Annotated in this window: 22 protein-coding genes and 1 tRNA gene; 14 read left to right on the top strand and 9 right to left on the bottom strand. The window is 53.4% G+C overall.

The features are described 5' to 3' along the window. The first annotated feature begins 22 nt into the window (after positions 1-22). The 9 genes from RMS95_RS15265 to RMS95_RS15225 all read left to right on the top strand — a co-directional run bounded on the left by RMS95_RS15265 (position 23) and on the right by RMS95_RS15225 (position 7,430). On the top strand, positions 23-493 hold the full coding sequence (locus tag RMS95_RS15265; protein WP_310647048.1) for a F0F1 ATP synthase subunit B: 471 nt from the start codon (positions 23-25) through the stop codon (positions 491-493). A 9-nt stretch (positions 494-502) separates the two neighbouring features. Then, positions 503-1,033: a F0F1 ATP synthase subunit delta gene (locus RMS95_RS15260; protein ID WP_310647047.1), complete on the top strand. Its 531-nt coding sequence runs from the start codon at positions 503-505 to the stop codon at positions 1,031-1,033. A 49-nt stretch (positions 1,034-1,082) separates the two neighbouring features. Beyond that, a complete protein-coding gene (gene atpA, locus RMS95_RS15255) occupies positions 1,083-2,621 on the top strand; it encodes a F0F1 ATP synthase subunit alpha (RefSeq protein ID WP_310647046.1) in 1,539 nt (512 codons plus the stop codon). A 29-nt stretch (positions 2,622-2,650) separates the two neighbouring features. Continuing rightward, positions 2,651-3,517 (top strand): F0F1 ATP synthase subunit gamma, encoded by an 867-nt coding sequence (atpG, locus tag RMS95_RS15250; protein WP_310647045.1) that lies wholly within the window; start codon positions 2,651-2,653, stop codon positions 3,515-3,517. A gap of 21 nt (positions 3,518-3,538) precedes the next feature. Beyond that, positions 3,539-4,942, top strand: a complete 1,404-nt coding sequence (gene atpD / locus RMS95_RS15245) for a F0F1 ATP synthase subunit beta (protein ID WP_310647044.1) — start codon at positions 3,539-3,541, stop codon at positions 4,940-4,942. 8 nt (positions 4,943-4,950) lie between these two features. Next, positions 4,951-5,367 (top strand): F0F1 ATP synthase subunit epsilon, encoded by a 417-nt coding sequence (locus RMS95_RS15240; protein ID WP_310647043.1) that lies wholly within the window; start codon positions 4,951-4,953, stop codon positions 5,365-5,367. Positions 5,368-5,453: 86 nt separating this feature from the next. Beyond that, a complete protein-coding gene (locus tag RMS95_RS15235; protein ID WP_310647042.1) occupies positions 5,454-5,903 on the top strand; it encodes a nuclear transport factor 2 family protein in 450 nt (149 codons plus the stop codon). Further along, positions 5,900-6,880, top strand: coding sequence for an alpha/beta fold hydrolase (locus RMS95_RS15230; RefSeq protein ID WP_310647041.1), 981 nt, complete (start codon positions 5,900-5,902; stop codon positions 6,878-6,880). The genes RMS95_RS15235 and RMS95_RS15230 overlap by 4 nt, the downstream gene beginning before the upstream one ends. Before the next feature lie 10 nt (positions 6,881-6,890). Continuing rightward, entirely contained in the window at positions 6,891-7,430 is a 540-nt protein-coding gene (locus RMS95_RS15225) for a DUF2946 family protein (RefSeq protein WP_310647040.1), read from the top strand. A 42-nt stretch (positions 7,431-7,472) separates the two neighbouring features. Here the strand turns inward: RMS95_RS15225 and RMS95_RS15220 are convergent, their stop codons facing one another. Next, positions 7,473-7,979 carry a c-type cytochrome gene (locus RMS95_RS15220; RefSeq protein ID WP_310647039.1) on the bottom strand — a complete coding sequence of 169 codons (507 nt, stop codon included), beginning with the start codon at positions 7,977-7,979 and terminating at the stop codon, positions 7,473-7,475. 78 nt (positions 7,980-8,057) lie between these two features. On the opposite strand from RMS95_RS15220, the gene RMS95_RS15215 reads away from it, so the two are divergent. The 5 genes from RMS95_RS15215 (at position 8,058) to RMS95_RS15195 (ending at position 12,455) form a co-directional block, all read left to right on the top strand. Beyond that, positions 8,058-8,133, top strand: a tRNA-Arg gene (locus tag RMS95_RS15215). 92 nt (positions 8,134-8,225) lie between these two features. After that, positions 8,226-9,641 (top strand): site-specific integrase, encoded by a 1,416-nt coding sequence (locus tag RMS95_RS15210; RefSeq protein ID WP_310647038.1) that lies wholly within the window; start codon positions 8,226-8,228, stop codon positions 9,639-9,641. Between the two features lie 141 nt (positions 9,642-9,782). Continuing rightward, positions 9,783-10,739: a replication initiation protein gene (locus RMS95_RS15205; RefSeq protein ID WP_310647037.1), complete on the top strand. Its 957-nt coding sequence runs from the start codon at positions 9,783-9,785 to the stop codon at positions 10,737-10,739. Between the two features lie 340 nt (positions 10,740-11,079). Continuing rightward, the gene (locus tag RMS95_RS15200) at positions 11,080-11,583 is read left to right on the top strand and encodes a hypothetical protein (protein WP_310647036.1); all 504 of its coding nucleotides are present in this window, start codon (positions 11,080-11,082) and stop codon (positions 11,581-11,583) included. Continuing rightward, complete coding sequence (locus tag RMS95_RS15195) at positions 11,583-12,455, top strand: Kiwa anti-phage protein KwaB-like domain-containing protein (protein ID WP_310647035.1); 873 nt, start codon at positions 11,583-11,585, stop codon at positions 12,453-12,455. The genes RMS95_RS15200 and RMS95_RS15195 overlap by 1 nt, the downstream gene beginning before the upstream one ends. Positions 12,456-12,620: 165 nt before the next feature. Here the strand turns inward: RMS95_RS15195 and RMS95_RS15190 are convergent, their stop codons facing one another. The 8 genes from RMS95_RS15190 to RMS95_RS15155 all read right to left on the bottom strand — a co-directional run bounded on the left by RMS95_RS15190 (position 12,621) and on the right by RMS95_RS15155 (position 20,202). Next, entirely contained in the window at positions 12,621-13,331 is a 711-nt protein-coding gene (locus RMS95_RS15190; protein ID WP_310647034.1) for a DUF6977 family protein, read from the bottom strand. Position 13,332: 1 nt separating this feature from the next. After that, positions 13,333-13,959: a DarT ssDNA thymidine ADP-ribosyltransferase family protein gene (locus RMS95_RS15185; protein ID WP_310647033.1), complete on the bottom strand. Its 627-nt coding sequence runs from the start codon at positions 13,957-13,959 to the stop codon at positions 13,333-13,335. Positions 13,960-14,114: 155 nt separating this feature from the next. Beyond that, a complete protein-coding gene (locus RMS95_RS15180; protein ID WP_310647032.1) occupies positions 14,115-14,825 on the bottom strand; it encodes a UPF0149 family protein in 711 nt (236 codons plus the stop codon). Between the two features lie 69 nt (positions 14,826-14,894). After that, complete coding sequence (locus RMS95_RS15175) at positions 14,895-15,464, bottom strand: hypothetical protein (RefSeq protein ID WP_310647031.1); 570 nt, start codon at positions 15,462-15,464, stop codon at positions 14,895-14,897. A gap of 141 nt (positions 15,465-15,605) precedes the next feature. Next, a complete protein-coding gene (locus tag RMS95_RS15170; protein ID WP_310647030.1) occupies positions 15,606-16,112 on the bottom strand; it encodes a hypothetical protein in 507 nt (168 codons plus the stop codon). Positions 16,113-16,141: 29 nt separating this feature from the next. After that, on the bottom strand, positions 16,142-17,443 hold the full coding sequence (locus RMS95_RS15165; RefSeq protein ID WP_310647029.1) for an MT-A70 family methyltransferase: 1,302 nt from the start codon (positions 17,441-17,443) through the stop codon (positions 16,142-16,144). 723 nt (positions 17,444-18,166) lie between these two features. Beyond that, entirely contained in the window at positions 18,167-18,829 is a 663-nt protein-coding gene (locus RMS95_RS15160) for a hypothetical protein (protein WP_310647028.1), read from the bottom strand. Between the two features lie 386 nt (positions 18,830-19,215). Continuing rightward, positions 19,216-20,202 carry a hypothetical protein gene (locus RMS95_RS15155; protein ID WP_310647027.1) on the bottom strand — a complete coding sequence of 329 codons (987 nt, stop codon included), beginning with the start codon at positions 20,200-20,202 and terminating at the stop codon, positions 19,216-19,218. Between the last annotated feature and the right edge of the window lie 90 nt (positions 20,203-20,292).

Raw genomic sequence — 20,292 nt, 5'->3', positions numbered from 1 at the left:
ACGTAAAAGAAGGACTTGAATCGTGAACATTAACGCAACCCTGTTCCTGCAGGCTATTGTTTTTGCAATCCTGGTGTGGTTCACGATGAAATTCGTGTGGCCACCCATTGCGAGCGCTCTTGATGAGCGTTCTGCAAAGATTGCACATGGCTTGGCTGCTGCTGAACACGCCAAAATTGAACTCTCTAACGCGCACAGAGAAGTGGAATTGAAGCTGGCTGAAACCCGCAACGAATCTACAACTCTGTTGGCTGATGCAGAGCGTCGTGCCCAACATTTGATCGACGATGCCAAGGTTCGCGCCTCGGAAGAAGCGAAACGAATCGTGGCTGCCGCTCAAGCAGAGGCTGCACAAGAAGCCGTGAAAGCCCGTGAAGCCTTGCGTGAGCAAGTTGCTGCATTGGCTGTTAAAGGTGCTGAGCAAATTCTCCGCAAGGAAGTCAATGCCAGCGTCCACGCCGACTTGTTGGGTCGCTTGAAGACAGAGCTGTAAGAGGAAGATATGGCTGAACTCGCCACCATTGCCCGTCCTTACGCTGAAGCTTTGTTCCAAGCCTCCAAAGCCGACCTGAGCGCTACTGCCGCATGGTTAGACGAACTCGCCGCAATCGCAAGCAATGCGCAGTTGATGCAATTTGCTGATAACCCCAAAGTCACATCTGAACAAGTGTTCGGTCTGATTCAGGGCGTCGCGAAAGCGCAGTTGTCGCCTGCAGCACAAAACTTTTTGCACGCCGTGATCGACAACGGACGACTGAGCGCAATGCCTGAAATGGCTGCCCAGTTCCGCGAGCGCGTGAATGCACAAAGTGGTACGTCAGATGCCGTGGTTTACAGCGCGTTTGACATCGACGCAGCGGCCTTGGCCAATGTGACGGAATTGCTGCAAAAACGTTTCGGCCGCAAGCTCAACGTTTCTGTGACGCTGCAGCCTGAGCTGATTGGCGGCATTCGCGTGGTGGTGGGTGACCAAGTGCTCGACACTTCGGTCAAAGCCCGTTTGGATCAAATGAAAGTTGCGCTGACTGCCTAAGCCTTTGGCTTGAAAGCAGTTGGCCCTTACAAGAAAGAAGGAAAGAGTCATGCAACTCAATCCCGCAGAAATCTCTGAGCTTATTAAGACTCGTATCGAAGGTTTGGGCACCGATGCCAACGTTCGTAATCAAGGTACCGTTCTCTCGGTGACCGACGGTATCGTTCGCGTGCACGGTCTCTCAGACGCGATGCAAGGCGAAATGTTGGAATTCCCCAACAACACATTCGGTCTGGCCCTGAACCTCGAGCGTGACTCGGTCGGTGCCGTGATCTTGGGTGAGTACGAGCACATCTCTGAAGGCGACATTGTCAAATGTACAGGTCGCATTTTGGAAGTGCCCGTTGGCCCCGAACTGATTGGCCGCGTGGTGAACGCCTTGGGTCAACCTATCGACGGCAAAGGCCCCATCAACGCCAAGTTGACTGACGTGATCGAAAAAGTTGCGCCAGGCGTGATTGCTCGCGAATCCGTGAGCCAACCCATGCAAACGGGTTTGAAGTCCATCGACTCCATGGTTCCCGTGGGCCGTGGTCAGCGCGAGTTGATCATTGGTGACCGTCAGACAGGTAAAACTGCTGTCGCGATCGACGCCATCATCAACCAAAAGGGTCAGAACATGACCTGCGTTTACGTCGCGATTGGCCAAAAAGCCTCGTCGATCAAAAACGTGGTGCGCGCTTTGGAACAAGCTGGCGCGATGGAATACACCATCGTGGTGGCCGCTTCTGCCTCTGAATCTGCAGCGATGCAGTACGTGTCAGCCTACTCAGGTTGCACGATGGGCGAATACTTCCGTGACCGTGGCGAAGATGCTTTGATCGTTTATGACGATCTGTCCAAGCAAGCCGTGGCTTACCGTCAAGTGTCTTTGCTGTTGCGTCGCCCACCAGGCCGCGAAGCTTACCCTGGCGACGTGTTCTATCTCCACAGCCGTTTGCTCGAGCGCGCTGCCCGCGTGAACGCCGACTACGTCGAAGCCTTCACCAAAGGCGCCGTCAAAGGCAAAACAGGTTCATTGACTGCATTGCCAATCATTGAAACCCAAGCCGGTGACGTATCTGCCTTCGTGCCAACCAACGTGATTTCGATCACAGACGGTCAAATCTTCTTGGAAACCTCGTTGTTCAACGCCGGTATCCGTCCTGCGATCAACGCAGGTATCTCGGTGTCTCGCGTGGGTGGTGCAGCTCAAACGAAATTGATCAAGAACTTGTCCGGTGGTATCCGTACCGACTTGGCTCAGTACCGTGAATTGGCTGCTTTTGCCCAGTTCGCTTCTGACCTCGACGAAGCCACACGTAAACAACTCGACCGCGGTGCTCGCGTGACCGAATTGCTCAAGCAAGCCCAGTACAGCCCACAAACCATCAGCTTGATGGGCGCTACTTTGTTTGCTGTCAACAAGGGTTACCTCGACGACATCGAAGTCAAACAAGTTCTGAGCTTTGAACATGGTTTGCATGCTTACCTCAAAGACAAGCACGCAGCGTTGTTGGCCAAATTAGAAGCCGACAAAGCCATGGACAAAGATGCCGAGGCCGACATGAATGCCGCTATCGCAGCATTCAAGAAAACCTTTGCTTAATTCCTACCTGACCACACAAGGAGCCTCTAATGGCAGCAGGTAAGGAAATTCGCGGCAAGATCAAATCGGTGGAAAACACCAAGAAGATCACAAAGGCCATGGAAATGGTGGCCGCGTCCAAAATGCGCAAAGCGCAGGAGCGCATGCGCGCTGCGCGTCCGTACAGCGAAAAAATTCGCCATGTTGCGGCTAACCTCGGCAAGGCCAACCCTGAATACGTTCATCCCTTCATGGAGATCAACGAAGCTAAAGGTGCTGGCTATGTCGTGGTGACCACCGACAAAGGTTTGTGCGGCGGCCTCAACACCAACGTGTTGCGTCTCTTGTCACACAAGTTGCGCGATATGCAAGCTGAAGGCATGACGGCGCAAGCCGTGGCCATTGGCAACAAAGGTTTAGGCTTTTTGAACCGTTCAGGTGTCAAAGTGGTGTCGCACGCGACGCAACTCGGCGATACGCCACATTTGGACAAATTGATTGGCCCCGTGAAGGTTTTGCTCGACGCTTACGTCAATGGCGAAATCAACGCTGTGTATCTGTGCTTCACGCGTTTCATCAACACGATGAAACAAGAAGCCGTGGTCGAGCAATTGCTGCCTTTGTCGGCAGAGTTGCTCAAGACCCACGAATTGCACAGCACATGGGACTACATCTACGAGCCCGAGCCGCATGTCGTCATCGATGAGCTGTTGATCCGTTACGTAGAAGCCTTGGTCTATCAGGCCGTGGCTGAAAGTATGGCGTCCGAGCAATCGGCACGCATGGTGGCGATGAAGTCCGCGACCGATAACGCTGGGAACGTGATCAACGAACTCAAACTGGTTTACAACAAGACGCGTCAAGCTGCGATTACGAAAGAACTTTCGGAAATCGTTGCCGGTGCGGCTGCTGTCTGATTTTAATTTTTGGAGCAAAAAATGGCTCATGCCCAAGGCAAGATTGTTCAATGTATTGGCGCTGTGGTGGACGTCGAGTTCCCACGCGACCAAATGCCCAAGGTGTACGACGCACTGAAGCTCGAGGGCACGGCCCTGACGCTCGAAGTGCAGCAACAACTCGGTGACGGCATCGTCCGTACCATCGCGTTGGGCACCTCCGACGGTTTGCGTCGTGGTTTGATGGTGACGAATACTGGCGCGGCGATCACCGTCCCCGTCGGTAAAGCCACCCTCGGCCGCATCATGGACGTGTTGGGTAACCCCATCGACGAACGTGGTCCTGTGGATTTGGCACAAACTGCCTCTATTCACCGCAAAGCCCCTGCGTATGACGAACTCAGCCCTTCGCAAGAATTGCTCGAGACCGGCATCAAAGTGATCGACTTGGTCTGCCCATTCGCCAAAGGCGGTAAGGTTGGCTTGTTCGGTGGCGCCGGTGTGGGCAAGACCGTGAACATGATGGAGTTGATCAACAACATCGCTAAAGCGCACAGCGGCTTGTCCGTGTTCGCTGGTGTGGGTGAGCGTACCCGTGAAGGTAACGACTTCTATCACGAGATGGCTGACTCTGGCGTTGTGAACCTCGAGAAACTCGAAGAGTCCAAAGTGGCCATGGTTTACGGTCAGATGAACGAGCCTCCTGGCAACCGTTTGCGCGTGGCCTTGACAGGTTTGACCATCGCTGAATCGTTCCGTGACGAAGGCAAAGACGTGTTGTTCTTCGTGGACAACATCTATCGCTACACCTTGGCCGGTACCGAAGTGTCCGCCTTGTTGGGTCGTATGCCTTCTGCTGTGGGTTACCAACCTACATTGGCCGAAGAAATGGGCCGTTTGCAAGAGCGTATTACATCGACCAAAGTCGGTTCGATCACCTCCATCCAAGCCGTTTACGTGCCTGCCGATGACTTGACCGATCCATCACCCGCGACCACCTTTGCTCACTTGGACTCCACCGTTGTGTTGTCTCGTGACATCGCCTCGCTCGGTATCTACCCAGCTGTGGATCCTTTGGACTCCACCAGCCGTCAGTTGGACCCCTTGGTTGTGGGCGAAGAGCACTACGCCACAGCCCGCGCTGTGCAAGGTACTTTGCAACGCTACAAAGAATTGCGTGACATCATCGCGATTTTGGGCATGGACGAATTGGCGCCTGAAGACAAGCTGGCCGTGGCCCGCGCTCGTAAGATCCAACGTTTCTTGTCGCAGCCTTTCCACGTGGCTGAAGTGTTCACTGGCTCGCCCGGTAAATACGTGACCTTGGCTGAAACGATTCGCGGCTTCAAGATGATTGTGAACGGTGAGTGTGACCACTTGCCAGAACAAGCCTTCTACATGGTCGGCACGATCGACGAAGCCTTCGAAAAAGCTAAGAAGATCTGAGAGATCCTATGAGTACCATCCACGTTGATGTCGTCAGTGCAGAAGAGTTGATCTTCTCCGGCGAAGCCACTTTCGTGGCTTTGCCTGGCGAGGCGGGTGAGCTCGGTATTTATCCGCGCCACACCCCGCTGATCTCGCGCATCCGTCCCGGTTCGGTGCGCATCCACACGGCAGATGGTGGCGAAGAGTTTGTGTTCGTGGCGGGTGGCATTCTTGAAGTGCAGCCCGATTGCGTCACCGTCATGTCTGACACCGCAGTTCGCGGCAAAGACTTGGACGAAGAAAAAGCCAACGCTGCCAAATTGGCTGCTGAAGAAGCAGTCAAGAACGCCAAAGGCGAAGTCGATTTGGCTCGTGCTCGTTCCGAGTTGACCATCTTGGCTGCCGAGTTGTCTGCTTTGCGTCGCTTCCGCGGTAAAAAGTAAAACAGCTTCACGGCTGCAACTTGCCAAAGCCCCTGTCTCACGACTGGGGCTTTTTTCTTGGGCAAAAATCAAGCGACAATTTAGCCATGCGAAAAGCCAAACTCCAAGCCGCAACTGTGGGCGGCAGTGCCGATGAGATTGAGGCCCAGTTCTATGAGGCCTTGCAGCAGGCTGACCTCGACAAGTTGATGGCTTGTTGGGCGGATGAAGACGAAATCATTTGCGTGCACCCGGGTGGCCCGCGTTTGATCGGCAGTGCCACCATTCGCGCTGCTTTTGAGGCCTTATTTGCCAACGGCAACATCGCTGTGCGCCCTGAGCAAGTGAGCAAAGTCGAATCGCTCACCAGTGCTATGCACAACGTGGTGGAGTGTGTGGCCGTGCTTTCTGCTGAAGGCCCACAAGAAGCCTTTGTCATCGCGACCAATGTGTACCAACGCACGCCCCAAGGATGGCGCATGGTGGCCCATCACGCGAGCCCAGGCACTTCGGCGTTGAAGCAAGCGTCAACCCAGACCCCTCAGGTTTTGCATTGAGTTGGGATTACCAAGCACCTTGGTGGCTACCGGGTGGAAATCTGCAAACCATTTATGCCGCCAAAGTTGCGCGGTACTTTAAAAACGCAGACACACGGTGGTCGCGTGAACGTTGGCCAACACCCGATGGCGACTTCATCGACGTCGATTGGCTCAATACCCCCAACGCCGCAGACGATGCGCCACTCTTGGTGCTGTTCCATGGGCTAGAAGGCTCCTCTGGCAGCCACTATGCCCAAGCCTTCGCTGCCGAAGTGCAGCAACGTGGCTGGCGTCTTGCCCTCCCGCATTTCAGGGGCTGTAGTGGCGAACTGAACTTGGCCCCCCGCGCCTACCATTCAGGCGATCACGAAGAAATCGCTTGGATGTTGTCCCAGTTTCGGCAACAACACGACGGCTTGATGTACGCCGTGGGAATTTCACTCGGTGGCAACGCCTTGATGCGTTGGGCGGGCGAGCAAGGGCATCGTGCATCAGGCGTGATCGATGGCATCGCGTCGGTGTGCTCACCCATCGACCTCGCTGCCAGCGGTCATGCGATAGACAGTGGATTTAACAAACGCGTCTATGCCCGCATGTTTTTGTCCAGCATGAAGCCGCGTGCTTTGCAGAAGTTGCATCAATTTCCTGGCCTGTTCGATCCGCACGCTTTGATGCGCGTGGACACCTTGTATGGGTTTGACAACGTGTTCACCGCACCTTTGCATGGCTTCAAAGACACCGATGACTATTGGCAACGCGCCTCCGCCAAGCCGGGCCTCGCCAGCATACGCGTGCCCGCCTTGGTGATGAATGCCCGCAACGACCCCTTCATTCCAGCCGCCTGTTTGCCCAATGCTCACGATGTGAGCGATTGGGTGCAGTTGTGGCAGCCCGCCACGGGGGGGCATGTCGGATTTGTGAGCGGGGCGTTTCCAGGGCATTTGGCTGACATGCCCCGCGCCGTCGTGGAATGGCTCAAGCAAGCCTCGATTTAAAAGGACAGCTATGGACGAGATCGTCAAACAAGCCATTGCCAAATGGCCGAATGTGCCCGACTGTTATGGGTGGCTTGGGCTAGACGCACGTGGCGATTGGTACATGCGTGACGACCAAGTGCAGGCCAAAGGTACGTTTACCCAAAGCAAGGGCTCTCGCCTACAGCACGAAAAGCTGATTGACTTCATTGGTCGTAACTACGAATGCGACAAGCAAGGTCGCTGGTTTTTTCAAAACGGACCACAGCGCGTGTATGTCGAACTTGAAGCCACCCCATGGGTTTGGCGTATTCAACCAGATGGCAGTCTGCAAACGCACACGGGTCGCACCGCACGCATGCAACGTTGCTGTGTGGACGAAGCGGGTTACTTTTATATGGACACCGAAATCGGATTTGGCTTGGTGCACACCCAAGATATGCATTTGGCACTGGCCCCCATCGAGTCGGGTTTGTGGGTGCCCCAAGAAGTGTCGCGTGCTACTTTGAGCCAGCAATTTGGCTACGTACGAAGTCCGCAGACTGCGCAAAAGCCAAACGCACAGGTATAAAAAAACCGGCCTAGGCCGGTTTTTCTGTGAGGTGCCACCAAATTACTTGGCTTCAGCTTTCTTAGGCTCGCTGAACTTAGCGCCGCCTTCGTTCGCCATGTACACCACGGCGCGGCCAATTTCGAGGTCTTCAAAATCGCCACCGCCTTGAGCGCCCATGGCGCCTTTGCCTTTGAGGGCAGAGGTCAACAAAGCTTCGTAACCCTTGCCAATGCGTGGGCCCCAAGCGGCTTTGTCGCCAAACTTAGGTGCGCCGGCAGCGCCGGTTGCGTGACAAGCAGAGCATTGTGCTTTGAACACATCTGCGCCAGCCTTCAGCTCGCGGTTCGCATCGCGAATCTCAACAGCCCCAACCTTTTGAATGCGGGCTGCGACGGCCTCAGGCGCATTGGACGAGCCAGCCTGTGGCTTGTTGGCGGAGGTGACAAAGTAAACCAAACCAATGATGATGAAAACGGGCAACACAAATGAGTAACCCACAGCCAGCAACAATTGCTTGGGCGTTTTGATTGGGCCGGTGTGGTCTTCTTCGTGGTGGTTGTCGCTCATGATGAATGTGTCCTTAGGAATCAACTTTTAAACTCTTGAAATTATAGCGGGCCCCCTACAATAGGGATCGACTCAGATGCGGCTGTAGCTCAGTGGATAGAGTATTGGCCTCCGAAGCCAAGGGTCGTGGGTTCGATCCCCGCCAGCCGCACCACTTTTTGAAACCCAAGCCCCATGCGGCTCTCCAGCCGGTTTGGGTTTGGCTATCATCCACTTCACTCATCCAGTTCCACCCAGGAACTGCCCATGAGCATCAAGACCCCACGTCTCACACGCGACCGCTGCGGCGTTTTTTACATCCGACTGGTAGTGCCCAAAGCACTGCGCGCAGATATAGGAAAATCTGAACTCAGGCGCAGCCTGCGTACCAAAGACTGCTCAATCGCGAAGCAGCGCGCACTGACGCTGAACCTGGCTTTGGAGGCCGCATTGACCAACCCGAAAATCTCGGACTTTGAGCACCTGTTCAACTCGCCCGAAGTCACGACCCGCAAGGCGATGACCATCGACTTTGAACGTGGGTTCTTCCATGCCGACACCCCAGAAGAAGGCCAGGCACTCCAAAGCATCGTGGCAAGCTACGCCAGCAACCGGGCCAACGCGGTGAGGGAACAAATCACCGAGATCATGCCTGTCAACAAGTGCGGCACCAGCCTGGAAACTGCCAAATTCCGCTACTTCATGGAGCGGATCAAGACCCTGAAAAAGTCGACCTACAACAAACAACTGGGCGTGGTCGGTGCGTTTGCAAAAATGACGGGCAATATTGACGTCGGCTTGATCACCGCCATGACGGTTGCGGACTACAAAATTCGCCTGCTCGAAGACAACCGCAGTGCCAGCACCGTCAACGACCATTTGTCCATTCTGCGAGGCTTTTTTGACTTCTGCATCAACAACAAAATCGCACGCATGGAAAACCCTGCAGTAGGAATGAACATCGCAGGCAGCAGCAATCAGATGGAGTCTTACGATACTTTCTCTGCCGAGGAAATTGAACGGATTTTTCATCCTGAGCAGTACCTCAAGCAACTGAAGCTGCCTGACTTTTATTGGTGCCCATTGATTGCTTTGTTTACAGGCGCCCGTGCAGAAGAGATCGCCAGCCTAGACATTAGCCAGATCAAGGAAGAACGAGGGATTGCCTACATTGACATCCTCAAGGGCAAGACGGACAACGCCAAGCGCAAAGTGCCTGTCCACGATCAACTGATTGCCCTTGGATTCTTGGGCTATGTGCAGGTCATGAAAGAAGCAGGCTACCTCAAACTGTTTCCACACCTGCGCGACGGAAAAAACGGCTATCGAAAAAACATGTGCCGAAACTTCGGCAAGTACCTGGACAAGAAGGAAGTCAATGTCGTCAGTGAACTCAAGGTGTTCCATTCCTTCAGGCACACGGTCGTCACGGCCCTGACCAACGCGGGCGTGAATGATGGCTTGAAACGGGTCATGGTCGGCCATGATATGGACACGCGAATGTCCTCTCACGACGTCTACATCCATGAAAGCGAATTGACCCTTGAAAACATGCAGCGTGCCATCAATAAGCTCAATTACAAGTCGGTCAACTTTGATGCCTTGAGGCTTACGTCGACCACATTTCTGGAGCCTGTTGCACGACGCCTGAAGTCAAAATTCAGCACACGCGAGGCCGAGTGAATTCGATTTGCAAGTCCAGAAATTCTTGGGTGTGGGCAGCACAAGGGTGCCACCTCTAAAAGTGTCCGTATCCATGACCCAATGACTTGACTTCCGCCGTAAACCCGCTAATTTGTACCGTATGAATAACGGAACAAAAGGATGAACCAGATACTGCAAGATTTTTACGATCACCTAAACGTTGCCGTGGTCACCACCAACGACTTTGAATACGGCACCAGGTTTCGCAAGCGAGAAAAGGTAGGGGACTTCGCCTACTGCGGTCTCAACCAGATGTACCGCCATTACCTAAGCTTCGACATTGACGAGCCAGGCTCAGCATTCCGATACGAGGCCGTAGGACTGCCACCACCGACCATCATCACGGTAAACCCAGTCAACACCCACTGCCACTACCTGTACAAGCTCAACACCCCCGTCGCCTTCCATGACGGCGGACGATCAAAGCCTCAAGACTTTTTCAAGGGCATTGAAAGGGCGATGACCGACTGCCTGGTTGCCGATCTGGCATACAACCATGTGATCACCAAGAACCCCTTGCATCCCAGGTGGCATGTCATCACCAATCCAGCCAGCTACGATCTGTCGGTGATCAACGAATACCTGCCAGACAAGCCCACCCCCCATCCCCACAGAAAGGGAACCGACCAGGATATACGAGGCCGCAATGACAAGCTGTTTCACACCATGCGACATTGGGCATACCGCGCTGTCCAGCAGTTTGCAGGCGAGGAAATCTGGCTGCAGGCCATCCAATTCAAGGCGACAGAAATCAATGCTGGATTTGCCGATCCCCTGCCTTACAAGGAAGTCCAGCATTCAGCAAAAGCATGTGGTCGCTGGGCTTGGAAAAACCGTCACAACTTTGGAAGCAGGCCCAAGGTGCTGAACTTCACCACGGAAACACCACAGGAGCGAATGAGCAAGGGTGCCGAGTACACCAATGCCATCAGAGCTGAAAAAGCCATCCAGACCCTGCAAAAGGCAGCTGCAGCCCTACGCTCCAGCGGCACCCTCGTGACACCACTGGCATTGCAGGCGGCATCGGGGCTGAACATCAAGACGGTGAGGAAGTACATGGGGCATGTTGGGCATTGAGGTGCAATTGCGATTTGGGAAGAACTACCTTCTGCGGTCAACTCAATGACGGCAATAGGCAGGAAGCGACATCGGGATGGCAAAACTGACCAGCGAAAACTAGTCGCTGGCGGGGCCAGCGGCCCCGAGGAAGTATCCGACCGATGTAGATGCATCTGATGCCGCCGCCGATATACCCAAGTCGTTGGGACTTTTTGAGCTATCGTGGCTAACTCGTTGGTTGACGCAAGATGGTGCTTTAACGAATGGCAAGTGCCACCTGGATCGACCTAGATGGCTGGCCCATGCCTTGAGCTATCATGCAGAGCTACTTCCAGACATTCGCGAAGTCGCTGAAATCATGAATGTCACCATTAGAACCCTGTTTTTTCTCTCCGCGATCGCGCCGGCGGTGGTATTGTCCGCTGCCGCACAGGTCTACAAGTTTGGCGGATCGTACGAGACCTACGGATGGATAGCTGCGGGGGCATTGGCTTGCGTGTTCCCGTTTTTGGTTATTCGAGCCGCCGGAGTCCAGACTGAGATACTTGCTTTCAGTGCGAAGAAGATCGAGTCGCAGGATTGGCTACTGGTAGTCTTTGTTGTGTCCTACTTTATTCCCTTGATAACCAAGCTGGAAGACCTTCAGGTGCTTGCGTTGATCTCCGCTGTCTCGGCTGTGCTTTTGGCAACGCTGGAGGCCATCCCATGCCATCCCATGCTGCATGTCTTTCGCTACCGGTTCTATAAGGTTGAAGGTGCTAACGGCATGGTTTACACCTTGATTTCGCGTCGAAAGTTACTCTCGGCGGCTGACATTAAGTCTGTTCGCCAGTTAAGTCCTCAACTACTGCTGGAGGGATGATGTATACACTTTTTGCCTATACCCGAGACCCCGGAAATCGAATCGTCAGGTTTGCGGTGAACAACGATGTTCAGACGTCGATGACCTCGTACTTGACGTCACAGGTTGAGGCTTTCGGTACCGGCTGCGAAGAGGTGTTATTCGATGGGAACTACAAACCTGATCAGGGAGAGATGCTCGTCATTGAGGAATTCGAGGACTTGGATAACCTGTCGAAAGTAGTCGCTACGCCCCTGGACGTGCCGGTCGCCGATCCATCAAATCTAGACTTTGACCAGATCAGGGCTCTGTTCTTCGGCCATAAGGAAGAGGAGGGCACTTGGGTGGTGTATCTTCAGAGCTTCGATCGACGTAGGGTGATCTCCTCTGCGGGGTTTTCGATCTTTCACTCGAAGGACACGTACAGGCGAATCGAGGGGGCTGGTCTGACGCTAGACAACAAGCTCGCGGCGAAGTTGCGCGGCACCAAACTGTCCTTCTTCAGTTTTTTCCACATTCGGCAGCTTTTTGACATGTCGAATTATTATCAGGAAGCGACTGACAACGACATCAAGCAGTTCTCAGAACTGAAGGAACTGCATGTCGAGAATGTTGACGCATTGATGACTGCCAGCGACTCCTGGGTCCGACGCAAGGTCTGGTTAGTAATGCAGAGCAACATCCTGAACAAGGTGCCATCAAACGACATCAAGGCCATCGCCTCGGAATTCAGTATCCCAATTGAATACGTTACTAAGGATGGTAGCGAAAAGATAAAACTCCCCGGCGACAGAAAGTCGCTGAAGACGTTGCTGCGCTTTCTGGACGAGGACTACTACAAGTCTCCCTTGTCGAAGACGAATTACCTCACTAACTCAAAGCGAGCAGTCTGACTAAACGAGAAATATAAGTATCCAGCGTCATGTCGATTTGTGCCCAGAAACTCTATCGATACACTGGCGAATGGTGACCTCAATACCAAGCCTGACCGACAACTTTTTGTGCGAACCAACGCATACCTTACACAGTTGAATTTTCGGAGAGTGCCGACGTTCCATTCAGCTGACTCCATCTAAGCGAACCTGAAGTTCGCTGTTCTCATGGGCGTTGCTCACAGCGCCAGTCGATATTACAGACAGGTAGGCCTCTTTGTCCCGTAAGATTTCTGCGGTCAACAACCCTCGATGATGCAGTGACACGTATAGCGCAGCGGCATACGCTTGACAGTTAATTGACCGCTCTGGATTGAATGCAATGTCTGAAAACGCTCGGTACTCCAGCACCTGCGTTGCCAAATCTGGATGCTTGTGCAGGGCATTGATATAGAGCCAGTCATAGAACGCAGTGCGCGGCTGAAGATCCCAATCGCACCCATAAATCGTGAACTTGATAAGCCGCCCATGTTGGAGCAGCCGTGGGTCACGTTTCGCGTCGATTGAACGCATTTCGCGTAGGTCAAGAAATGGCCCGCCACGTTCAAATACCTTGGCTGACTGATAAGCGCATTCAAGGCTGTATTCGCGCCCCCTCGGCGTTCGGATCATGAGATTGAAGGCACTGAGCGCTACGCCAAGCTCATCAAGTGACTTGCTCGAAATTTCAAGTACCTTGTCAACAACGATCTGGCGCATCGCGTTCTGATGCAAAGAGGCAATGGACTTCTGTGCCTGTACCTTCGCCATCCCCGGGAACCAATCAAAATCAACGTGGTGGGTCCACACGAGCAGCTTGCCGCTCGTGGATGGCGTGAAGATCGGACGGGTTGCCATGTCAGACGCCAGCCTTCCAAAATGCAAAGTCCTTGCGATACCGGAAGTAACCAGCATGCATCCATACCTGTAGACTTGGGTACTTCGTTCGGAGTCGTTGTTCCTGAGTGGTGTTTAAGGCGATCACGCCTCGAATATAGTTTCGCGGAATGCCCTGAAGCATCAAGACCTCAGCCTGCGGATTTGTAGGCCAGTGACTAGGGATGCCCAACTTCACCCGCTCCTTGCCTGGCACGTCTACGTACATGCCCTGGAAGGCTTGCAGCGTTTGACGCTGCGCGATGGGGATTGCTGCAACAGCCCCAAGCGCAGCATTCGCTGAACAGAACGCGCAAGGGAGTTCCCACAAAGCGGTGGGCGCGATGACCAAGATCACCCAATCAACATCCGGGTTGTCCTTTTTGATCCTGAACCACATCTTGTAGTTCGGGAATCCAATCGATACGCAAACCGCATGTGTGTAGTCTGCACGCACGTTGTCGTTGAAGGCTGCGAATCCCTCCAAAGTGAGGGTGTCTCGTGTGATTAGACCCCGCTGCAAAATGGAGTCAAGGCTGCTCTCTCGCGTGAAGTGCACGAGCTGCTTCACGTCAATCTCGGCCGCGTAGTCTTGTACATTGGTTGCCATGTGACCTCCCTCTGAAAGCTCATGTTACAGGAAGCTTCATAAGCACCCGAAGAGGTGGCCAACGAACTTTTGAATTGTTGGTCTACACCCAAATTTGCCCATCCATAACCAGCCGTTCATGACCGGCTGGTAACGCTGCATTGCCATCATCCAAATCAATGCAGATTCCCTGCAACCCCACAGCACTTCTTGAACTTGTTCCCACTGCCACAGGGGCAAGGCTCATTGCGTCCAACCTTCTTCTGCAAGGTGGTGGCGACATGCCGCTCATGGACGGCAAGACGATGCGGCAGCCAATACTCATAGATGGCGACCACAGCATCAGGAATTTGCAGTGCCAACTTTCCACGCATGGTTGGCGTCTTGGTCAATGCATCCTGGTCTGCTGAAAACTCATCCTCGCCCAATAGGCCTATGGGGCGATACCAGGCCTGTCCTTGCGGCGTTTGGAGCATGGGTTGCCAGTCGGACCAGCACAGCTTCATGCCCTGCCAGAAGCCATATGCCCAGCCCTCTGCATCGTCGTATTCTTTGCCACGGTAGGTCTGGGTGCACCAGTTGGGGCAGAACTCACGTGGCTCGGTTTCCAGACCCGCGATGATGCTGTTGAACAGCCGCATCACCAAACCCAAAATCTCATTGAGCTGCTCGATGCTTTCCATGGGCGGCATCATGCCTGTGTCCTGTCCCCATACGGCAGGCATCCACTTACTCGGATGAACGGAAGTCGGTCCGATGGCAATGGCATGCAAGTAGCCATCCAGAATGTCCAGCGTCATGCCCTCGTCGTTTTCCACTCCGTAAAGCAGGAAGTCATCGAGCTTTTGCAACTCGTCATCGGACAGTGGGCTAAAAGGTGAATTCATGGTGTAAAAACGACATTGGCTGCTCGATTATCGCAACGGTTATCAACGAGCGTGCAAGGCTAGTCATCTTCATATCTTGGCCAACTGAACCTCTCCCTTTCGAACCAACTTGGTGTCAAGCTTTTGGCGAAGCTTGTGATTAGCGACCGCGCTCTCGAAGTTGGCGATGATGAGGGTAAATTCATCGGGTCCCTTGATGCGTTCGTTGACCTCCCCCACATAGGTGGCCCACTCGTCCTGCGTGAAAGCAGGGCGCCATCCCTGTTGCAATTTGAAGGACTCCAAAAACACGTCGTATGCTTTTGGGATATCACCGAGTGCTAGTTGGGCGAAGATCTCGTTGACCTGAGCATCTGGGAAATGTGGAGCATCGCCGTCAATCATGTCTTGAAGCAATCCTGTTCCCACCCATGGTGTTTTGCCTGGGTGATGGGCAGGGTCCGCACCCAATAGTTCGGTCGCCACATGCTCAGCGATACGGCCATTGATGCCAATGCAAAAGTAGTCGGCAAAGGCGTCAAATGAAAGGTCGGAGTTCGCAGGGTGTTGAAGCTCCTCCAATGTCTGTCTGATTAGCTTTTGCAATACTTCAGGCTTGCCGAATACCTCATGAATTGCTTGTTGATTTGTTGTTGTCATCGTCGTCTCCTTTAAAAAATGGTTCAATGTGATTTAGTTCAAAATCAGGCTCGCATGCGAGCAGGTGTTGGTGCGGCTTCGGTAGTTTTCGTCTCAGGCGGGGTGTCTTCAAATTCGTTACCCCAGCTCTTCGATTAGTTGTTAAGCGGTCAATTTTTTGATGGCATTGCCGATGCTGTGTTCCCCATTCAATTCCGAATTCACATTGATGAGGTAGGTCTGCAAAGCCGCAGGATTCATTCGTGGAAAGTCGCTCTTTTGACGGACGATGATGTCCCTGAAAAGAACCTGAGCATCGGTGGCATCATTACGGTGCAAAGCATCAAGCAACTTGTTGACACAGTGGTCGCGGTCCTTGAACTCAATCTCGTCAATGATTCGTTGCACATCGCCCGATTCCATCTGGCTGCTGGTCCTGATGTAGTAATGGGTAAGGTCCACCCCCAATGCCATAGCGGCATTTTCGGCAGCAAGACTGTTAAAGTCATAGCAGAACTGGTCAAGAGCATCTTCAAATGAAGTGTCCTCATCCATGCTGTCTTCCATTTGTTCGATGGCCTGATTGATGATTTCCCTCAATCGGGCTTTTTTCCCAAATACGGCCTTGATGGCTTTTTGGTTGTCGTTCGCGTCTTCACGTTTTTTCATAGCTTTCTCCTTGTAATAAGTCTTTAAATTCATGCGCGTTTGCGAGCAGGCAAAGGTGCTGATGCAGCTTCAGTAGTTGTCGCATCGGGTGGGGTGTAATCGCACTCGTTGCCCCAGCCAGCCCAGCCATGCGCGGGCGTTCCGCGGCAGAACAACTCCACCTTGGAAAGCTCGGGATACATGGCATCGATCAAGTCACAGACCTCGGGAGGCTTGCGGCTGTGCTCAAGTCTTGGGTACTTCAAAACAGAAACAGGTCGTGCAGAAAATGGCACCTCTGGCACAGCCCCGCGCAAACAAATTACGAGGGTTTCATGCATCTGGCGGCAATAAGCTCCCTGGCCGGCGATGCCCTTATCCCAGACCATGGAGGTCTTGAAAGTGAAGCCCCATGCCTCAACCACTTTCAAAGCATCGGGCAACAATGAGTTGGAGCACCACATGAACAACACCGCATCCTCAGCGCAAATGGTGTTGATGGGCATGTCGCAGATTTCCTGCAAGGTCATCACAGGGTAAGGAACGGCAGTGCCAAGGTAGTCCCATGGAGGATCTGCATAGATGACCCCAAAGTTCCCAAGTCCAGAAGTCAATGGCTTGTTGTTGGCCCTCTTGGCTTCAATGGCCTGCAATCGCTCCTGGCGACGCACTTCAAACTTGGCCTTGTTGATGGCCTTGCTGGCATCCTGAATGGCCTTGATGTCGTCGAAATTCAGCTGGCTCTGGTCTTCCTTGGCAAGGTCTGCCAACTTGGCCGCACTGGTGATGTTCAGGCGACCAGAGGAAACCGCTTCCACCAACTCAGGGATGCCGTGTTTAAGCACCTTCTTGCCGCGTGCAATGGAGTCCACAGAAATGCCAAGGTCTGCTGCCACCTTGGTCTGGCTTACCGCTCCAGCGGTATGCTGATTGCTGCCAATGGCGGAATTGGTCAAACTGGCACCAATCAAGGCGCGTTTGCCTTCTGACAAGTGACGGCGGTGCAAATTGATGCCGACTACTGCTTGGACGATGGAAGCGTCATTGGCGGCAACCATCTGTTCAAAGCGAGGGATGATGCCCAGCTCCATGCAAGCACGAAGACGGTGGCGACCGTCCACCACTTTCTCACCGAAGGTCAAGATGGGAATTTGAAGCCCGTTGACACGGATGTCTTCCTTTAGTTCAGCGAACTCTTGCTCCTGCATTTCAGGAAAGAGGTAAGCCGCCTCGTGGATTTCCAGAGAGCTCAAGTCCGCAAGGGACATGACACCAGCATTCTGGGAGGAAGAAACCAAAGACACAGCCCCAGCGATGGGGGTAACCAAACCGATATTATTTTGCTTATTCATAGCGTTCTCCAATTCAAAAAGCGTTGTTAGAACCCGCCTGTTGGGTTGATCGCTATGAATGGGGGAGGGAGTCGCTATTAAATAAGTGCTCTTCGCTAATTAAATTAGGCTGTCGTCAATAATAAGTATTTAGTCGCTGTAGGTTGTATTATGCTAAATAATATCGGCCGTGTCAATAGATTATCTGCATTTAATTCAAAATATATTAAAATTCATTGTATTCAATAGATATTGACAAATAATAGACCTCACCGTAGGAGGTGCATTGTTGGGCTTTGCATTGAAGCCGACCAGTTATCTATGGTCTCGCGCCCTTGTGGCTTTTGTTCGGGTTGTGTAACTTGACCCAGTATGGAAGACCACTACGCCTTACATCAGGTAATTCACCAAGTGGGAATGATTGTTCCCAGCAGGAATAACCAATGAATTGATCTACCAACACCGATGAGTATCAACTTAACTAAGGATAAAGATAGAAGTGGACTGCTGGATTGCTTGGCTTATTACTCCCATTGGTCTGTTGGCTTGAATGCATAGACTGATGCCAGATATTCAATCCAGAAGTCCACAACGCCTCACATCAGGTAATTCACCCAGTGGGAATTGAAATCCCTCAGAGCAAAACCCAATGAATCCACATCCAGCGACCAATGAACATCCATCCAATAAACGATGGGAGTAAAAATTGGCCGCTCGATTTTTTTCGCTTCGTCCGGCTCGCCTTTACTTGGCGTTGCGCTTCCTGGCAGCGTTGTAGGCTTTGACAGCAGCGATGGTCACCAGAATGAAGGCAAACAGGTACTCCCTCAAAAATCCACCCAGATAGGGCATTTGCCGCACCAGTGAGAAGCTGAGGATGAACGGGTAGATGAAGAACAGCCCTGCCACGCTGAGCATGACCTTCACGGTTTTGGTCAGCATGAAGTTCCGTGCCAGCACTTCCTTCCAGATCCAGTCCCTGACACCTTCTGTCCACTTGAACGAAGGATCGAGGAAGACGCGCTTGCAGTCCCCGCATTTCCACTGGTTGATGTAGCGCCGCATCACGTCGGGAAACACACGGTTGCGATGGTTCCAGATGATGGGGTATTGGTAGGCGGCATACACCATGGCCGGGCAGACCAGCAGCCACATCCACGGTGGCGGAAAGTTCATCAGCGCAAACAGCATGATGACCAATGCGATGTAAACATTGCCGTAGGAGAACTTCTTCGGTGGTTCAAGGCCTGCGGCCTCCAGTGTTTTGCTCACCGTGGTGGTATTGGTCATGATGACCTGACCGTCTGTGGCGAAGCCAAACCCACTGCCCGTGGAGATGGAAGTGCCCGCGTTGTGGATATCAAAAATCCTGCGGGTGTGGTCTGAGTTGCAGTAGTCGCATTTCATGGTGGTCTCCTTTGTCTGGTGGTTCTTTGTTGGTGGTTGGCTGTTGGGGTGCTGATGCAGGGAGCCTCCTGCTGGGGCGAGACCCTCGATGTGAAATCCATTGCCCTGAGCACTGATGCAGAGCGGCATCCGTTACTCAGGTTGAACTCAGGTTGAAGGGCCGTGCCCGTTAGTAACAAGTGTGGGTGCCGCTGGAGCAAGACCCTCCACCCTGGTCAGCACATCCAGCAGGTTCCCCCGGTGGTCATAGACAAACAGTTCCTCCCGTCCTTGCTCGTCACTTAGCATCTGCGCACGCAAGTGACCATCGCGGGATTCAAACTGCACTGACGGTACCAAGGGTGCTGTCGGCGTCACTGCCAAGGTTTGTTCTGTAGTTGCCGACCTCAAGGCTTCACTCCGAAGGAGAAGTAGCCCGGTCCATTGGCAAAGTTGTTGGCATCGTTGTTGCCAGTCACTACCAGCCCTGCAGGAGAAGACACCAGATAGTTGATGTTGCCATTAGAGGCCGTTGTCGTGGCCACGCCCGTGACGGGGCTATCCGCAGTCAATGCATGGTTTTGGCTACCCACCACCACGTTCTGCAAGGACACCGACAAGGGGTTTTGAATGCCATCGCTGGAATTCATCACATAGCTGCCCGCCACCGGCGACCATGCCGACTGCGGCGTACCCAACCAGAGCCCTGTCACCACACCATTGCCACCGGAGTCGTTTTCGGCCACCACCAGCACACGGTTGGCACCTGTGCCCATCAGATAGGCCTTGGCACGCACCAGCCCACTGGAGGACAGGTCAAAGGCGGTGGAGCTGCCAGCAGTGGCTGCAAAGCTTCCTGTGGCCGTTGGGGTAGAGCAGCTTGCGGTGTTTTTGCACATGCTCCAGATGCCACTTCCATCGATGGAGAAGGCGGCATACGACATGCGAATCTGACCGCCGCCACTGGTGTCCTTCTGGTAGCGCAGGACAACGTAGTTACCCTGAAGGGTGGACACGGAACCGTTGGATGCCAGCCCGTTCGTGTTCAAGAGCAGTGCAGGCTGGTTGACACCAGCCACGGTGACATGGGAAACGCCCAGCCCAGAGGCTCCGGTTTGCATGGCTGTGGCCATGCTGGTATTGCTACTGGTGCTGTCGAGACAGGCAGCACTGCTGCCATCTTTGACCAAAGCAAATGACCCCGTCAGACCACCTGAATAGGTAAGCTGGCTACCGCCACCAGAAAACTGGGCAGAGCCCACAGCACCATTTAAAGACACCGCAAGCATTGGATCGGTGCTGGCAATCGTGCATGCCGAGGCCACAGGGGTGTTGTCGGTCTTGGAAGCTGTGGAGGAATCCGAGCCACCACCACCGCAGGCCACAAGAGCCATGCACATCGCCCCGATGGCGAGAAAACTTGAAAACCGCATTGCCAGTCCTTCCAAAGCATGAGAAAAGTCGAAAACATGATGAAATTCAAC

The sequence above is a fragment of the Limnohabitans sp. genome (assembly GCF_031539175.1).
Taxonomy (GTDB): Bacteria; Pseudomonadota; Gammaproteobacteria; order Burkholderiales; family Burkholderiaceae_C; genus Limnohabitans.
The sequence above is the reverse complement of the archived record's forward strand: the minus strand, read 5'-3'. Positions and strand labels throughout refer to the sequence as shown.

Excerpts from the sequence above, each read along its gene's own strand:
- RMS95_RS15225 (WP_310647040.1), top strand. The coding sequence starts at position 6,891 with ATGGACGAGATCGTCAAACAAGCCATTGCCAAATGGCCGAATGTGCCC.
- RMS95_RS15205 (WP_310647037.1), top strand. The coding sequence starts at position 9,783 with ATGAACCAGATACTGCAAGATTTTTACGATCACCTAAACGTTGCCGTG.
- RMS95_RS15190 (WP_310647034.1), bottom strand. The coding sequence starts at position 13,331 with ATGGCAACCCGTCCGATCTTCACGCCATCCACGAGCGGCAAGCTGCTC.
- RMS95_RS15260 (WP_310647047.1), top strand. The coding sequence starts at position 503 with ATGGCTGAACTCGCCACCATTGCCCGTCCTTACGCTGAAGCTTTGTTC.
- RMS95_RS15180 (WP_310647032.1), bottom strand. The coding sequence starts at position 14,825 with ATGAATTCACCTTTTAGCCCACTGTCCGATGACGAGTTGCAAAAGCTC.
- RMS95_RS15185 (WP_310647033.1), bottom strand. The coding sequence starts at position 13,959 with ATGGCAACCAATGTACAAGACTACGCGGCCGAGATTGACGTGAAGCAG.
- atpA (WP_310647046.1), top strand. The coding sequence starts at position 1,083 with ATGCAACTCAATCCCGCAGAAATCTCTGAGCTTATTAAGACTCGTATC.
- RMS95_RS15220 (WP_310647039.1), bottom strand. The coding sequence starts at position 7,979 with ATGAGCGACAACCACCACGAAGAAGACCACACCGGCCCAATCAAAACG.
- RMS95_RS15195 (WP_310647035.1), top strand. The coding sequence starts at position 11,583 with ATGTATACACTTTTTGCCTATACCCGAGACCCCGGAAATCGAATCGTC.
- RMS95_RS15240 (WP_310647043.1), top strand. The coding sequence starts at position 4,951 with ATGAGTACCATCCACGTTGATGTCGTCAGTGCAGAAGAGTTGATCTTC.
- RMS95_RS15235 (WP_310647042.1), top strand. The coding sequence starts at position 5,454 with ATGCGAAAAGCCAAACTCCAAGCCGCAACTGTGGGCGGCAGTGCCGAT.
- RMS95_RS15210 (WP_310647038.1), top strand. The coding sequence starts at position 8,226 with ATGAGCATCAAGACCCCACGTCTCACACGCGACCGCTGCGGCGTTTTT.
- RMS95_RS15160 (WP_310647028.1), bottom strand. The coding sequence starts at position 18,829 with ATGAAATGCGACTACTGCAACTCAGACCACACCCGCAGGATTTTTGAT.
- RMS95_RS15175 (WP_310647031.1), bottom strand. The coding sequence starts at position 15,464 with ATGACAACAACAAATCAACAAGCAATTCATGAGGTATTCGGCAAGCCT.
- atpG (WP_310647045.1), top strand. The coding sequence starts at position 2,651 with ATGGCAGCAGGTAAGGAAATTCGCGGCAAGATCAAATCGGTGGAAAAC.
- RMS95_RS15165 (WP_310647029.1), bottom strand. The coding sequence starts at position 17,443 with ATGAATAAGCAAAATAATATCGGTTTGGTTACCCCCATCGCTGGGGCT.
- atpD (WP_310647044.1), top strand. The coding sequence starts at position 3,539 with ATGGCTCATGCCCAAGGCAAGATTGTTCAATGTATTGGCGCTGTGGTG.
- RMS95_RS15170 (WP_310647030.1), bottom strand. The coding sequence starts at position 16,112 with ATGAAAAAACGTGAAGACGCGAACGACAACCAAAAAGCCATCAAGGCC.
- RMS95_RS15200 (WP_310647036.1), top strand. The coding sequence starts at position 11,080 with ATGAATGTCACCATTAGAACCCTGTTTTTTCTCTCCGCGATCGCGCCG.
- RMS95_RS15155 (WP_310647027.1), bottom strand. The coding sequence starts at position 20,202 with ATGGCTCTTGTGGCCTGCGGTGGTGGTGGCTCGGATTCCTCCACAGCT.